This window comes from Pseudomonas nitroreducens (assembly GCF_010994165.1).
In the GTDB taxonomy this organism is placed as follows: Bacteria; Pseudomonadota; Gammaproteobacteria; order Pseudomonadales; family Pseudomonadaceae; genus Pseudomonas; species Pseudomonas nitroreducens.
In genome coordinates, this window is record NZ_WMBX01000002.1 from 636,259 (window position 1) to 651,752 (window position 15,494).

Genomic DNA, 15,494 nt, shown 5'->3' on the forward strand with positions numbered 1-15,494 from the left:
CGGGCAGCTTGTGGCTGCCCGGCGCTGCGGCATCAGAGTGTGATGCGCGCAATCGAGCCGTCGATCGACAGCCGAGTACCGTAGGGCTCCGACAGCGCGGCGAAACGCTGCAGGATCGCTTGTGCATGGTCGCCTTCGGCCAGGCGCGGACGGCCACGGCGGTGCACCGCCTCGCCCAGGCCCAGGCTCACCGGGTGCAGTTCGATGCCGGTCAGGCGACGGCCGTCGAACTGGCACACCGGTACCAGGCTTTCCCAGAAGCGCGAGTCGGAGGGAAAGCTGCGGGTGTCGTTCTGGGTGCGCTGCAGGAAGACTTTCGACGGCGTCTGGTTGCGGTCCACGCGGAACTGCTCGTAGCTGTCCGCCGGCAGGCGCGACACCAGTTCGTTCTGACCGATGAAGTTGCCCAAACTGTAGAAGATCGGCTTGCCGTTGTAGATCTCCATGCCGCGCAGCAGGTGCGGGCCGTGGCCGACCACGATGTCGACGCCGGCATCGATCATGCGCCGCGCCACCGGCTGGACGAATTCGGCCGCCACTTCCAGGTCCCACTCGCCGGCGGCGTCGTGGCCCAGTTCGTGGGCGTGGATGCTCAGCACCACCACGTCCGACATCAGCCGCGCTTCCTCGACCCAGCGCAGGATCTCGTCCATGTCCTTCTTGCGCGGCAGGGTGCGCAGGCGCGAGGACTCGCCCTGGCGGAACAGCAGCGGGGTGAAGGGGCCGAATACCGCCAGCGACGGATCGGGAATCGGATGGGCGAAGCCCAGGTCCACCGCGCCCTGGTAGAGGCGGTCCAGGCCGAGGCTGGCGATGATGCCGCGCATGGCTTCCATCTGCGCGCCGTCGAGCTGGTGCACGGTGTCGTAGCGCAATGGGTTGAGGCCGGGTCGGCCGGGCATGTCGCGGGTCTGCTCGCTGGCTTCCTGGCCCTTGCCGAAGGTGGAGGTGCAGGCCAGCAGCGAGACGGTGCCGGCGGGTTTGGTGCAGTACACCGGGCGGCGGGCTTCCTCCAGGTTGCGGCCGGTGCCGGCGAACAGCAGCTCGCGCTTGTTCAGCTGGGCGTGGGCGGCATGCAGGCCGGCGATGCCGTAGTCGAGGCTGTGGTTGTTGGCCGTGGAGAACAGGTCGATACCGCCCTCCACCAGTTCATCGAGGATCCACGCCGGCGCGCCGAAGTGCGAGCCGCCGCTTTCCAGCACGGCATCGCCCTGGAAGTCGTTGGGCAGCACTTCCAGGTTGGTGAAGCTGACGTCGGCGCCGCGCAGCAGGTCGAACAGCGGGCGCAGGGTTTCGTCGTCGCGGCTGTTCAGGCGGCGTTGCAGGATGCTGTCGCCGGTCAACGCAATCTTCATGGTCCACCTCATCGTTGGGGAGTCGCTGATGGCGGCGGACTTTAGGGCAACTCAAGGCTGCGGTCGGCTGAATCCTGGGTATCGCAATAGCCGTCGGTTATCGCTCGCGGAGCTTCGCGCGGGGGGATGGTCGCGAGCTTGCATTCTGGCTATGGGCATCACTTTTTTTCAGAAGTCAGGCTCGTGACCGCGCTCTTACCATGCGACCGCCTACCGGCCGACGAGCCGGGGGCAGGGGTGGCGCGGCTTGCCGTGACCAGCACGATCCAGGCGGAGAGCAGCATGAAAAGAACAATAACCGGCGCCGCAGGCTTCAGGCCGCACGCGCTGGCGCTGGCGACCAGCATGGCCCTTGGCGGGGCAACTTCGGCTCAGGCGGTGAGCTTCAACGTGGGGGAAATCGAGGGGCGCTTCGACTCGACGCTGTCCATCGGTGCGAGCTGGGCGATGGACAGCCCGGACAAGAAATTCATCGGTACCCGCAACGGCGGCACGGCGTCCAGCCAGACTTCCGACGACGGCCGCCTGAATTTCAAGAAGGGCGAAACCTTCTCCAAGATCTTCAAGGGCCTGCACGACCTGGAGTTGAAGTATGGCGACAGCGGTCTGTTCCTGCGGGGCAAGTACTGGTACGACTTCGAGCTGAAGGACGAGCATCGCCCGCTCTACGATATCGACGACAGTGGTCGAGACAACGCCGCCAAGTCCTCCGGCGTCGAGCTGCTCGATGCCTTCATCTACCACAACTACGACTTCCGCGATCTGCCCGGTACCGTGCGTCTGGGCCGCCAGGTGGTGAGCTGGGGCGAGAGCACCTTCATCCAGAACGGCATCAACTCGATCAACCCGGCAGATGTCGCCGCGCTGCGTCGTCCCGGTTCCGAGGTGAAGGAAGCGCTGATCCCGGTGAGCATGCTGTATTTCAACCAGGGGTTGACCGACACCCTGTCCATGGAGGCCTTCTACCAGCTCGAATGGGAGAAGACCGTGCCGGACAATTGCGGCACCTTCTTCGGCAGCGATGTGGCGGCCAAGGGCTGCGACATCAACATGGCGGTGAACGGCAGCGACTTCGACCGCGACATCGACGGCACCGGCATCAGGGGTGGCTATGGCTACGTGCCGCGCACCAGGGACCATGACGCCCGCGATGGCGGTCAGTTCGGCGTGGCGTTGCGCTGGATGGTCAACGACACCGAGTTCTCCGCCTACGCGATGAACTACCACAGCCGCACGCCGACCAGTAACTGGGTGGTGGGCAAGGGCGCGCTGGCCGACCCGGTGGGGGGCCTGATCGGGCAGGGCGGGCGCAGCACCGCCAGCTGGTACCTGGATTACCCCGAAGATATCCGCCTCTACGGCCTGGGCTTCAACACCACCTGGGGCAGCACGGCGGTGCAGGGCGAGATCAGCTACCGGCCGAACATGCCCATGGGCATCAACTCAAGCGACGTTTCCGGTGCCGCGACGCTCGGCTCCGCGGCGACCAGCCCGCTGGTCAACGGCGGCCTGCCGATCTTCTCCAGCGGCTGGGCGGACTCGAGCTACGGCTCGCTGATCCAGGGCTACAAACGCCTCCCTTACACACAGGCGCAGATGACCTTCACCAACACCTTCGACCAGATCCCGGTGATCGGCGCCGAACGCCTGACCCTGGTCGGCGAAATCGGCTTTGGCCATATCGCCGACCTGGGCTCCACCGACGGCTCGGACCTGCGCTTTGGTCGCAGCAGCGTCTATGGCAATGGCGAACTGGCCAGCGCCGGCACCTCCGCGTTGCTGGGACTGTCGGGCAATGCGATCTGCCAGAAGGTGGTGAACACCGCCAACCCCGGCCAGTGCGACGACAAGGGCTTCTACACCCAGAATTCCTGGGGTTACCGCGTGCGCGCCGGCCTGGAATACAACGACCTGATCGGCGGCATCTCTTTGCGCCCGAACCTGGCCTTCTCCCACGACGTGGAAGGCTACGGCCCGACCTTCAACGAGGGCGACAAGTCAGTCAGCGTCGGCGTCGATGCCGAGTACCTGAGCCGCTACACCGCGAGCATCAGTTACACCGATTACTTCGGCGGTGATTACAGCGTCAACACCGACCGCGACTTCCTCGCCGTCAGCCTGGGCGTCAGTTTCTGATGCCTATCCGTCCCAGAGGTACAAGCATGAACAACAAGCAATGGTTGCAGGCGGGTTGCCTGACGCTGAGCCTGCTCGCCGGGCAGGTCATGGCCGCGGTCGGCGCCGACCAGGCAGCGCGCCTGGGCAATGAACTGACGCCTGTGGGTGCTGAAACAGCGGGCAACGCCGATGGCAGCATTCCAGCCTGGACCGGTGGCCTGGCGCCCAATGCCGGCAAGGCCGACGCTGGCGGCTTCCTCGCCGATCCGTATGCGGCCGACAAGCCGCTGTTCACCATCACCGCGCAGAATGCCAGCCAGTACCAGGACAAACTCACGCCCGGCCAACTGGCCATGTTCCAGCGTTTCCCGCAGACCTATCGCATCCCGGTCTACCCCAGCCACCGCAGCGCGAGCTACCCGCAGGCGGTGATCGATGCGGCGAAGAAGAACGCCACCGCCACCTCGCTGGCCGAAGGCGGCAACGGCCTGACCAACTTCCAGATGACCGTCCCGTTCCCTATTCCGCAGAGCGGCCTGGAAGTCATCTGGAACCACGTTACCCGCTACCGCGGCAATGCGATGCTGCGCACCACCGCGCAGATGAACCCGCAGACCAACGGTGACTACACCATCAGCTACATGAAGGAGCAGTTCGCCTTCCCGTTCGGGCTCAAGGACTACGACCCGGCGAAGATGAACAACATCCTCTACTACTTCCGCCAGGAAATCCTCTCGCCGCCGCGCCGCGCCGGCAGCGTGATGCTGGTGCTGGAGACCATCGATCAGGTCAAGGAACCGCGCATGGCGTGGATGTACAACGCCGGCCAGCGCCGCGTGCGCCGCGCCCCGCAAGTGGGCTACGACAGCCCCGGCGCGGAAGGCATGCGCACCTACGACGACTTCGACATGTTCAACGGCGCGCCGGATCGCTACGACTGGAAACTGGTGGGCAAGAAGGAGCTGTATATCCCCTACAACAGTTTCGCACTCGACTCGCCGACGCTGAAGTACGAGGACATCGTCAAGCCCGGCCACCTCAACCCGGACCACACCCGCTACGAGCTGCATCGCGTGTGGCATGTGGTAGCGACCCTTAAGCCGGGCCAGCGCCATATCTACAGCAAGCGCGACCTGTACATCGACGAAGACAGCTGGCAGATCGCCGAGGCCGACGCCTACGACGGTCGCGGCAGCCTCTGGCGTGTGTCCGAGGGCCATGCGCGGCCGTTCTATGACCAGCAGTTCACCTGGCTGACGGCGGAGACCCACTATGACGTGCTGTCCGGCCGCTATACGGTGTCCGGCCTGCGCAACGAAGAGAAGAGCAGCTACGACTTCGCGGTGCAGTCGAGCAGCAACGACTTCACGCCCAACGCCTTGCGCGCCACGGGTATCCGCTGACCGCGGGCTCTACTGGCGCTCACCGGCGCTCCTTGTGTTTATCAGCGGCCTTCGGGCCGCTTTTTTTTCGCCTGCGCCTCGCTCGTTCCTGCAAATTCATGCGAACACGACCCGCCGGTCCCGCTCCGTTTACCAACCGTTACTCACGCAGGCCTCGTTTTTGCTTTATGTTCGGACCTGTTACCGATCCCCGAGCCGTCGTTCAAGCCATGAAGTTGCATCAACTCCGCGCCATCGTCGCCATCTGCGAGAGCGGCAGCATCCAGGAGGCTTCGCGCCTGCTGCATATCTCACAGCCCGCCCTGTCCAAGAGCATCAAGGAGCTGGAGGCCGAGCTGGGCGTGCCGCTGCTGGTGCGTTCCAACCGCGGCATTACCGCCACCGAATACGGCGAGCGCCTGGTGCGCCGGGCGCGCCTGGTGGTGGAGGAGGTGCGCCGCGCGCGGGATGAAATCGAGACGCTCAAGGGCGCGATGGACGGCCGCGTGGCCATCGGGGTGTCGCCGGTGACCCCCAGCCAGCAGTTCGCCAGTTGCCTGCTGCGTTACCGCAAGCGCTACCCCAAGGTGCAGTTGCAGATCAGCGAACTTCGTCCGGCCAAACTGCTCGAAGGCCTGCGCGAAGGTCAGCTGGATCTTGTGCTCACCTCGCAGCCGGCCTCGCGCAATGTCGATGGTTTCCACTGGCAGGAGCTCTACGCCCAGCCCACTACGTTGGCAGTTCGCAAGGGACATCGACTGCGCAGCGCCCGCTCGCTGCACGAACTGCTCGACGAGGAATGGCTGGTGCCCGACTCGCTGGATGTCTCCCTCGCCGGGCAGATGTTCGAGCAGTACCAGGTGCGTTATCCGGAGCGTGTCATCGAGTGCGCCTCGGTGGTGCTCTACGCGGAGCTGGCGGCCAATACGGATGCGGTGAGCTTCTGGTCGCGGAGGGTGTTCGACCTGCCCATCGTGTCCAGCACCCTGGAGGCGCTGGACATCGCCGAGACCGTGCCGGGCACCGACATCTCCCTGGTCTGCCGGCCGCCGGAGCTGATGACCCGCGAGGCGCAGACTCTGGTGGACGAGCTGGTCTACGCCTTCAAGGGCCCGCACCTGCGCAAGGCCGACTGATTCTGGCTCGAAAACGGCCGTCGATAACCAGCCTCGATAAGCATGCGTGAAGGTCATTATTCAGCATCGCGCGCGTGGGGCATCCTGCCGGCCACATCAGAACAATGAGCAGGATGCGGCATGAGTCAGCACCCCACGATAGAAAGACTTGCGGCAAGCACCGAGGACTTCGCGCGGATTCGCCGGGACCTCCACCAGCATCCCGAACTGGGCTTCGAGGAGGCGCGCACCAGCGCCATCGTCGCCGGCTACCTGCGCGAATGGGGCTATGAAGTCCATGAGGGCATCGGTGGTACCGGCGTTGTCGGCGTACTGCGCCAGGGCAACAGCGCGCGCAGCATCGGCATTCGCGCCGACATGGATGCATTGCCCATCGACGAGGCCAGCGGTGTCCCCTACGCCAGCCAGCACGCCGGGCGCATGCACGCGTGCGGCCACGACGGCCATACCGCCATCCTGCTCTGTGCCGCACGCGACCTGGCCGAGCAGCGCCACTTCGACGGTACCCTCAACCTGATCTTCCAGCCCGCCGAGGAAACCCTCGGCGGCGCCGTGGCGATGATGGACGATGGCCTGTTCGAGCGCTTCCCCTGCGATGCGGTGTACGCGCTGCACAATGCGCCGGGCCTGCCGGTCGGTTGCTTCCTGACCCGCGAGGGCGCGCTGACGGCATCCTCCGACCGCGTGTCGATCCGCCTGACCGGTGTCGGCGGTCATGGCGCCATGCCGCACCTGACCAAGGACCCGATAGTCGCCGCCGCCGAACTGGTACTGGCACTGCAAAGTATCGTCGCGCGCAATGTGCCGTCCACCGAAGTGGGCGTGGTGACGGTCGGCATGCTCAAGGCAGGGGAGGCGGCCAACGTCATTCCCGATCATGCCGACCTGCGCCTGAGCGTACGCGCTACCAGACCCGACGTGCGCGAGCTGCTCAAGCGGCGCATCGGCGAGATCACCCGTGGCGTTGCCGCGGTGCACGGCATGGAACTGCAGTACGAATACGAGGAGCTGGTGCCGGTGCTGGTCAATACGCCGGAAGAAACCCGCCTCGCCCGCGAGGTACTGACCGAGCTGGTCGGTCCGCAGCGCCTCCTGTCCGAGATCCCTTCGGGCTTCCTCGGCAGCGAGGATTTCGCCTGGATGCTCGAGCGCCGCCCCGGCTGCTACATCGCCCTGGGCAACGGCAACAGCGGCCCCAGCGGCTGCATGGTCCACAATCCAGGCTATGACTTCAACGACGCCGCCATCCCCTTCGGCGCTGCCCTCTGGGTGCGACTGGTGGAAACCTTCCTGGGCACGGGAGCCAGAGCATGACCCGACGTAATGGGGTACTCATTCTGTTGATGCTGGTGATGGTCATCAGCGTGCTGGACAAGACCATATTCGCCTTCGCCGGCGCACAGATCATCGACGAACTGAAGCTCTCGCCGACAGAGTTCGGCTTTGTCGGCAGCGCGTTCTTCTTCCTCTATTCGATCTCCGGCGTGCTGGTGGGCTTCCTCGCCAACCGCTTCCCGACGCGCTGGATTCTCGCCGGCATGTCCGTGGTGTGGATGGCCTCGCAACTGGTCGTGGCGCTGTCCAGCGGCTTTGCCGCGCTGGTCGCCGGGCGCCTGTTGCTGGGCGCCGGCACCGGCCCGGGCACGGCGGTGACCCAGCATGCCTGCTTCAAGTGGTTCGGGCCGAAAGAGCGTGTATTGCCCTCGGCGCTGATCCAGGTGTCGATCATGCTGGGCGCCGTGCTCGGCGCGTTGAGCCTGCCGCTGGCGATCCAGCATTTCGGCTGGCGCACCGCGTACTTCCTGTTGGCGTTGCTCGGGCTGGTCTGGCTGGTCGTCTGGCTGATCTTCGGCCGGGAAGGGCAGCAGACCGAGCAAGAGGGGCCGGGCGCGTCGCTGCGTCTGCCGTACAGTCGCCTGTTACTGAACCGCAGCTTCCTCTGGATCACCCTGATGGGCTTCCTCAGCTATTTGCCCACCGCACTGGTGTACAGCTGGGTGCCGGTCTATCTGCAGAAGGGCCAGGGCATGACGCCGATGCAGTCGGGCTACACAGTGATGGTGGTGACGGTCGGGGTGATACTTGCCAACCTGCTGCTCTCGACGCTGTCGCAGCGGGCCATGCAGCGCGGCACCTCGGTGCAGCGCGCCATGGTGCTGCCGCCGATGGCCTTTGCGGCGGTCGCCGGCATCGCCTTCTGCGCGCTGACCCTGCTGCATGGCGATCGCCTGGCGATCCTGGTGCTCTATGCACTGGGTGCCATCCTGGTGAACGTCCTGCCGACCTTCTGCAACACGCTGGTCGCCTATATCGCCCCGAGCTCACAGCGAGGTTCGATGCTGGCGATCCATATCGGCGGCATGACCAGCGCCGGCATGCTCGCGCCATGGATAGTCGGCCAACTGGTCGAGCTGCGCGGTGGTGACATTGCCCATGGCTTCGAGACGGCGCTCGGCCTGTTCGGCGTGCTCACCGTCGTCTGCGCCATCCTCGGCTGCCGGATCATCGCTCCCGAGCGCACTCGCCAGTCCCTGCAGGGCGGGCACAGCGAAGCGCCGCTCCCCGGTGCTGTCGGCCACGCCTGATCTCTTTCAAAGGGCCCGCACGTCGGGCCCATATTCCTGACTCGAATCCAATCATCCGGAGTGGTGATGAAGCCGTCTGCCTGTTTTTCCCAGAGCTACGCCGAGGCGCGTGGCAAGTTTCTCGCCGCCTGCCTGTCCGCCGGCCTGGTCGTCGAGTCCCACCGCCACCCATTGCCAGGCCGAGATGGCGAGCCGCTGGCGCTGGATGTGGCTCGCGGCGGCCCAAGCGATGCGCAGAACCTGCTGATCATCAGCAGCGGCTGCCATGGGGTGGAAGGCTTCTGCGGCTCGGCGGTGCAGGTCGCGCTGCTCAACGACCCCGATTGGGTTGAGCTATGCGCCAAGGCCGATTGCGCGGTGCTTTACCTGCATGCCGCGAACCCCTATGGATTTTCCTGGTGGCGGCGTTGGACCCACGAGAACGTCGACCTGAATCGCAACTTCATCGACTTCTCCCAACCGCGCCAGCGCAACCAGGCCTACGCAACATTGGACCCGATCCTGATACCGCGCCGCTGGCCATCTTTCGCCAGCCACCTGCGCCTGCTGCGCTACGCCATGCGCCATGGGCGCAAGCGATTGCAGGCGGCCATTTCCAGCGGCCAGGACAGCCACCCCAACGGCCTGTTCTATATCGGCGCCAAACCGACCTGGAGCAACCAGGCGGTGCGCCAGGTGCTGCGCCAGCATGCACGTCAGTGTGCTCGCCTGGGTTGGATCGACGTGCACACCGGCTTGGGCCCTAAGGGGCATGGCGAGCGTATCTACGTGGGGAGTGACGACCCGCGAACGCTGGCGCGCACGCGTCGCTGGTGGGGAGCCGAGGTGACTTCTGCGAGGGAAGGAGGATCGGTGTCGGTGCAGTTGCAGGGGCAGATGATCCTGGCCGCCGCCAGCGAGTGTCCGCAGGCCGAGCTGACCGCCATCGCCCTGGAGTACGGCACGCTGCCAGGGCTCAAGGTCCTCAAGGCGCTGCGCGCCGACCAATGGCTGGCCAACAATCCCGGCGTGCCGGCAGACAAGGCCCGGCGTATCCATCGCCAACTGCGTGATGCCTTCTACGTCGACGAGGATGGCTGGAAGCGCCAAGTGCTGGAGCAGGCCGGCCAAGCGGCGCGGCAAGCCCTTGCCGGGCTGGGCGAGTCTCGGGCACTGCCGGCGCGCGCGTCGAGGTAGCAGGCGGTGATGCACCGCGCCCCGTCGGGAGCGGAGCTGCCGGTCGGCCATGGGTTTTCCCTCGACGTCGAGACTAACGCCTCCAGCCACTACCGCTGCATGCGGGCAGGCCCAGTGGCTTGGGAAAACGCTGGGGGGATCGGATCAGCGGCCGGGCAGCATCGGCGTCAGGTGCAGGATGTTCAGCAAGTGCGGAACGCGTAGCGGGTAGCAGGCCTGCAGGCGCACCCGCGCCTCGGAGAGGGTCATCTGACGGGAGAACGAGCGCAGCACAGTCTTGCCCAGGCAGTGACCGTCCTGAAAATGCACGAGGAATTCATTCATGGCAAAGCGACAACGAGGAAACACGCACGAGGAGGCGCACAGGGCGCGAATAATAGCGGCTTCAGCGCGTTCATCGTTGCCATAAATCATCCTTTGCAGGAACTGTCCGACGGAACGCTTTGTCCGCCACCGGCCGAATCGACGACCGGAGGTGTCGGAAATGGCCTAGAGCCCGGAGGCATGCTCGTAAGAGTAGTCCAGGCGCAGAACGTTGTAGTCCAGGCGCATGCCGAAGGCGTGCATGAAGAAGGCCTCCAGCTGCAGCTCCAGCGAGCGCGAGGTCAGCGTGGCCAGGCGCGCGCCCTGGCGGCGCGTGCGGCGGTTCACGGCGGTGAATTCCTCGTGGACTATGCCCTGGGCGGCCGGGTCGGCAATCAGGCGATAGCAACTGTCCGGCAGGTCATCGCGCTGGGTGGCCGACAGGCTGAGCTCGGGGTGCCCTTCGGCATTGGTGATCAACTCCACGCAGCAGCGCAGACCTCGGTCGCGGGCGAAGCGCGAGGCCTCTTCGAAGGCCGGCAGGGCCTTCTGCAGGACCTGGATCTCGAAGGCGAGGAAGAATTGCTCGTCGAATTCAACGTCCTGGGTATCGCGGGGTGCCTGGTTCAACATCGCCGGCATCTCCTGTGTCGATGAAGCCATGAAACGTCCGGAAGCGACCGTCGGGATCGCCGAAGTTTCGTCATCGCGGCATTGCGGATACAACGCACACAGTCAGTCGGCAATGCCATTTGCCTGAACGAAAGGCCATCTCACTGAAGCCACGCAGGACTGTCAACGAGCATTTCCATATAAGGACGGCCCCTCGCAATAGCCAAGCGTTCACCTCGGAGAGGCGAGACCAGCCGGTGGCGCGATTGGCGTGGTCAACACGAGGTGTAATGAAGTCTTTACAGAGAATGGCCGCCCATCCTTGATTCGGATGGGCGGCCAGGACGGCTGTCTACTGCGCGTCACTCACCTTGAACGGTGAACTCGATGCGGCGGTTCTTGGCCCGGCCTTCATCCGTCGCGTTGTCGGCAATCGGCTTGCTGGAGCCGTAGCCTTTGGCGATCAGCGAGGACGGTTGGACGCCCAGCTCCACCAGCTTCGCAACTACGGCGTCGGCACGTTTCTGGCTCATGTCCAGGTTGCCCTGGTCGGTACCGACGCTGTCACTATGGCCGCTCACCTCGATGTGCGTTCCCTGCGGGGCGGCCTTGATCGCTTCGGCGGCGCGGGAAAGGATTTCCAGGCTGTCGGCGGTGATCGCGTTGGAGTTGGTATTGAAGTAGACATTCATCAGGTTCAGCGCCTGAACCAGGTCCTGGGCACTGAAACCGGCTTGCAGTCCCGCCAAGGCTGCGGTCGCGCGCTCCCACAGGCCACTGATGGAGTAGCCGTTGAACAGCGTACGCAATTGCTGGCTGATGTCGAACCGCTTGTCTTCCGGCAGAGCCGATGTATCGATGGACAGCTCGTCGCCGTCGAAGCCGATCTTCAGGCCACTGGCATTGAGTTTCGGCAAGGCGGCGATGAGCCTGTCCAGCCAGTCGGCCGGCAAGGTCTGCGGTTCGACCTGGATATTGCCGGAGAGGTTGCTGGCGCCGAACTGGGCATTGAGCGCATCCCATAGCCGTTGCTTGTCCGCCTCACTCGCCAGGCGGCCATGAACGGTGATGTGGCCGTCCTGATTCGCCAACTGGAATTGAGCGGGCTCCGGTGCCGGCTGCACAGGCTCCTGGACGGCCGTTTCCTCCACCACCGGCGCAGGTACATTCTGCGTTACCGGAGCGGGGCTGGTGGGCGGGGTTTGCTGTGCCAGCAGAGCAGGGCGGCATTGGCTGATCGCCATGATGAACAGGGCGATCAGCAGGGCGAGAATCAGCCAGAACACCCAGCCCAATCCTTCGCGACGAGTTTGAGAAGGGATTTCGCTTTCGCCGATAAGGGCTGCCAGCGGCGTCGGCAGGGTGCCGGGGATGGGGTATCTGCCGTCGGTGGTGATCAGCGCAACTAGCCTGGGTAGCGTTTCCGCACCTGCCATGTTGACCGCTCCCGGAGTCACACCGAGCAACTGGGCGATACGGTTGCTTTCCTGCTGGCCGAAACCTGCGCTGAACTGGTCGGGGTGCAGAACGTGGTCCGCTGGGTGGGCACCGATCCACGATTGCAACAGATCGCCAAGTCCTGCGTCCTCGAAGCGCTTCGTGAGCCCTGCGAAGCCGCCAGTGCGAGTGTTGACGAGCGAGTCCGCCAGCAGGCCGACAAAACGTCCGGCCTGGTTACCCATGCCCCGCTGGGCGGCCTGGTGAATGAGGGTGTCTAGCATCAGAATCTCCGTGGGAAAGGATGCCGGTCCGTGCTTGTGCCGCGGACCGTTTAGCTCGGCGCAATTCCGTGATGAGCCGAAAGCGGTCTCATTCTTGGATGCACCACATGCCGAGTCAGTCAGTCATTTCCCATTTGGATCATCTTCATGCCGCAATTCGCCAGGCGCCGCGGGTTTCAGAACGAGAAGTCTTCCATCGTCAGGGCTGCATCTCCACCGTCCGTGATCGTTTGCGCCAGCCCTGGCGCGCGTGTGAGGTAGTGCCCGGCATAGAACTGAGCAGTGCGCAGTTTGGCGCGGTAGAACGCGGTATCGCCGGTTGCCTCAGCCAGGCGCTGCCGGGCGACCTGGGCCGAGCAGGCCAACTGCCAGCCACCGCCGACGATACCGAACAGCTCCAGCAGCGGGACCGAGCCCAGTGCAACCTGGCGTGGCTGCTCGGCATAGTGCTGGACGACGAACCGCACGGCATCGTCCAGGGCGTTGATCGCGGAGAAGAATCGGTGGCGGATGGCGGCCAGGGCCGGATCGTCATCCGGTAGCAGCCGCTGGACATCGCGCATGCGGGCGATCAGGGCGAATGCGGTGGCGCCCTTGTCACGGGCGATCTTGCGGCCGATCAGGTCGCTGGCCTGGATGCCGGTGGTGCCTTCGTAGATCGGCGTGATGCGGGCATCGCGCAGATGCTGAGCGGCGCCGGTCTCCTCGATGAAGCCCATGCCCCCGTGGACCTGCACGCCGAGGGAGGCGATATCCACGGCGTTCTCGGTGCACCAGCCCTTGAGCACCGGGATCATCAGCTCGACATAGGCCTGGCGTTCCTCGCGCACCGCGGTGTCGGGGTGCCCGTGGGCCATGTCGGTGGCCAGTGCGACATCGCAGGCCAGGGCGCGCATGGCCTCGATCCGCGAGCGCATGGACATCAGCATGCGGCGTACGTCCGGATGGCGGATGATCGCGGCCTTGTCACGGCCGGGCACGCCGATCTCGCTGCCCTGCACGCGCAGCCGCGCGTAGGCTGCGGCGCGCTGGTAGGCGCGTTCGGCCAGGCCGACGCCTTCGATCCCCACGGAGAAGCGGGCGGCATTCATCATGATGAACATGTATTCCAGGCCGCGATTCTCTTCGCCCACCAGCCAGCCCGTGGCACCGCCCTGGTCGCCGAACGCGAGCACGGCGGTCGGGCTGCCGTGGATGCCGAGCTTGTGTTCGATGGATACGCAGTGCACGTCATTGCGCTCGCCGGGGGCACCATCGGCATTCAGCAATACCTTTGGCACCACGAACAGCGAGATGCCTTTCACGCCTTCGGGTGCGCCGGGCACACGGGCCAGCACCAGATGGACGATGTTGTCGGTGAGGTCGTGCTCGCCGTAGGTGATGAAGATCTTCTGCCCGAACAGCTTGTAGGTCCCGTCACCCTGCGGCTCGGCTCGGGTGCGCACGGCGGCGAGGTCGGAGCCGGCCTGGGGCTCGGTGAGGTTCATGGTGCCGGTCCACTCGCCACTGACCAGCCTGGGCAACCAGGTCTGCTTCAGTTCTTCGGAGCCACGCAGTTCGATGGCCTCGATGGCGCCACGGGTCAACATCGGGCACAGGCCGAAGGCGACGTTGGCGGCATTCCACATCTCCTCGACCAGCGCCGACACCAGTCGCGGCGCACCCTGGCCGCCGAAGTCAGGCGGGCAGGAGAGGGCGTTCCAGCCATTGCTGGCGAACTTCCCGTAGGCGTCGCGCCAGCCGTCGGCGGTATGGACTGTGCCGTCATTCCACTTCGCGCCCTGGCGGTCTCCGATAGTGTTCAGCGGCGCCAGTACGCCCTGGGCGAAGCGGGCGGCCTCATTGAGGATCGCGTCGACCAGTTCGGCGCTCATGTCTTGCTGGTTGGGCAACTGTTTCAGGCTGTCGAGCAGTTGCAGCTCACGCAGGACGAACTGCATGTCGCGCAGCGGGGCGCTGTAATCACTCATGGTGAAACTCCTGTCCGGGGGGCGTGGCTGTTATCCCTGGCCGCGGCGAGGGAAACGTCGGTCACCAACGCTTGAGACCGATGCAAGGCGGCGAAGGTGCCATCGTCGTGCGGCGCAGACCGTCAAGCCGTCCAGTGGCGGGCGCGCAGGATGCCGTCCAGGGTGCGGCTGATGGCGGTGCAGTTGCGCACCATCTCCATGCGCTCCCAGGTCGCCTGTTCACCCTCGCGCAGCAACTGGCGCAGCTCGCCCAGAGGCATGGGGGCCAGCAGCTTGAGCGGGTTGTGCCAACGCTTGCCGAGGAAGATGTTGATATCGGCGATGTAGTCCTGCACCAGCACGCTGTAGCTCAGGTGCTGCCAGCGGGCGAGGGTGGGATTGCGGATACGCAGGTGGTCGCGGCCCAGCCGCAGCAGGTGGGTGGCGACGCCCTTGCTGAGGCGTATCTGCTGGTTGAATGCACTCTGCAACAGGTTCGGCTGGGCGTTCGGGTTGGGCGTGAAGAACAGCGCGGCGGGATTGGCCATGCTGGAGATGAAGTGGTTCACCCCGTACAGGCGACCCAGGCGCTTGGCGGGCAGATCGTCGAGGAAGGAACCGTCGATCCACTGTTGTTCCGGCAGGTAGGGCACTTGGACGCCCGCTGCATTCTTCGCCTGCAGCGTTACCGGCGGGTAGATGCCGGCAATGGCGCAGGAGGCCATGACCGCCGAGCGCACCAGGACCGTCGGTGCGGTGATGGCGTTGAGCAGGCGCGGCGCCTGGCGCGGCTCCAGCCCCGTGACGGTGATGTTCAGGTGGCGACCGCTGACCTTGTAGGCTTCGGCGAAGGTCAGGTCGGGAATCAGGCGCTCCAGGTAGCTGGCCAGGTCGCCCGCCTCCAGGGCGGGGCGGGTCCTCGGCCGGCGTTTGCCGGCCCGGCCTTCCGGATGCATCAGCAGGAGTTCCGGCTGCAGCTTGTCGAGCATTTCGCTATCGGCGTGGGTGCAGGCGATGGAGGCGAGGATGGAGCCGGAGATGATGCTCGGCAACATGCCTTCCTCGAACAGTGCCTTGAGCACGCCGGCATGGAAGTAGCCCAATACTGCACCGCCGCTGAGCATCAGGGCGGAGCGGCCGAAGCACTGGCTGGCGCG

Annotated in this window: 12 protein-coding genes; 6 read left to right on the forward strand and 6 right to left on the reverse strand. The window is 65.2% G+C overall.

What is annotated here, in order from left to right; genetic code table 11:
- Positions 1-32: 32 nt before the first annotated feature.
- The gene (locus tag GJV37_RS10860; RefSeq protein ID WP_038803181.1) at positions 33-1,355 is read right to left on the reverse strand and encodes a CapA family protein; all 1,323 of its coding nucleotides are present in this window, start codon (positions 1,353-1,355) and stop codon (positions 33-35) included.
- Between the two features lie 282 nt (positions 1,356-1,637).
- Here GJV37_RS10860 and GJV37_RS10865 point away from each other — a divergent pair, with 282 nt between their 5' ends.
- The 6 genes from GJV37_RS10865 to GJV37_RS10890 all read left to right on the forward strand — a co-directional run bounded on the left by GJV37_RS10865 (position 1,638) and on the right by GJV37_RS10890 (position 9,752).
- The gene (locus tag GJV37_RS10865) at positions 1,638-3,491 is read left to right on the forward strand and encodes a DUF1302 domain-containing protein (RefSeq protein ID WP_193452445.1); all 1,854 of its coding nucleotides are present in this window, start codon (positions 1,638-1,640) and stop codon (positions 3,489-3,491) included.
- Between the two features lie 26 nt (positions 3,492-3,517).
- A complete protein-coding gene (locus tag GJV37_RS10870; RefSeq protein WP_024762794.1) occupies positions 3,518-4,876 on the forward strand; it encodes a DUF1329 domain-containing protein in 1,359 nt (452 codons plus the stop codon).
- Positions 4,877-5,085: 209 nt separating this feature from the next.
- Positions 5,086-5,991 carry a LysR family transcriptional regulator gene (locus GJV37_RS10875; RefSeq protein WP_024762795.1) on the forward strand — a complete coding sequence of 302 codons (906 nt, stop codon included), beginning with the start codon at positions 5,086-5,088 and terminating at the stop codon, positions 5,989-5,991.
- Positions 5,992-6,111: 120 nt separating this feature from the next.
- Positions 6,112-7,305, forward strand: a complete 1,194-nt coding sequence (locus GJV37_RS10880; protein ID WP_024762796.1) for a M20 aminoacylase family protein — start codon at positions 6,112-6,114, stop codon at positions 7,303-7,305.
- Positions 7,302-8,576: an MFS transporter gene (locus GJV37_RS10885; RefSeq protein WP_170858638.1), complete on the forward strand. Its 1,275-nt coding sequence runs from the start codon at positions 7,302-7,304 to the stop codon at positions 8,574-8,576. Before GJV37_RS10880 ends, GJV37_RS10885 begins: the two co-directional genes overlap by 4 nt.
- Positions 8,577-8,642: 66 nt before the next feature.
- Positions 8,643-9,752 carry a M14 family metallopeptidase gene (locus GJV37_RS10890; protein ID WP_193452446.1) on the forward strand — a complete coding sequence of 370 codons (1,110 nt, stop codon included), beginning with the start codon at positions 8,643-8,645 and terminating at the stop codon, positions 9,750-9,752.
- Between the two features lie 144 nt (positions 9,753-9,896).
- On the opposite strand, the gene GJV37_RS10895 is transcribed toward GJV37_RS10890, so the two are convergent.
- The 5 genes from GJV37_RS10895 to GJV37_RS10915 all read right to left on the reverse strand — a co-directional run bounded on the left by GJV37_RS10895 (position 9,897) and on the right by GJV37_RS10915 (position 15,461).
- Entirely contained in the window at positions 9,897-10,076 is a 180-nt protein-coding gene (locus tag GJV37_RS10895) for a hypothetical protein (RefSeq protein ID WP_024762799.1), read from the reverse strand.
- A gap of 165 nt (positions 10,077-10,241) precedes the next feature.
- A complete protein-coding gene (locus GJV37_RS10900) occupies positions 10,242-10,718 on the reverse strand; it encodes a hypothetical protein (RefSeq protein WP_226046495.1) in 477 nt (158 codons plus the stop codon).
- A 311-nt stretch (positions 10,719-11,029) separates the two neighbouring features.
- Positions 11,030-12,388, reverse strand: a complete 1,359-nt coding sequence (locus GJV37_RS10905) for an OmpA family protein (protein WP_193452447.1) — start codon at positions 12,386-12,388, stop codon at positions 11,030-11,032.
- Positions 12,389-12,564: 176 nt separating this feature from the next.
- Positions 12,565-14,358 carry an acyl-CoA dehydrogenase gene (locus GJV37_RS10910; protein WP_193452448.1) on the reverse strand — a complete coding sequence of 598 codons (1,794 nt, stop codon included), beginning with the start codon at positions 14,356-14,358 and terminating at the stop codon, positions 12,565-12,567.
- A 122-nt stretch (positions 14,359-14,480) separates the two neighbouring features.
- A complete protein-coding gene (locus GJV37_RS10915) occupies positions 14,481-15,461 on the reverse strand; it encodes a patatin-like phospholipase family protein (RefSeq protein WP_246228321.1) in 981 nt (326 codons plus the stop codon).
- Between the last annotated feature and the right edge of the window lie 33 nt (positions 15,462-15,494).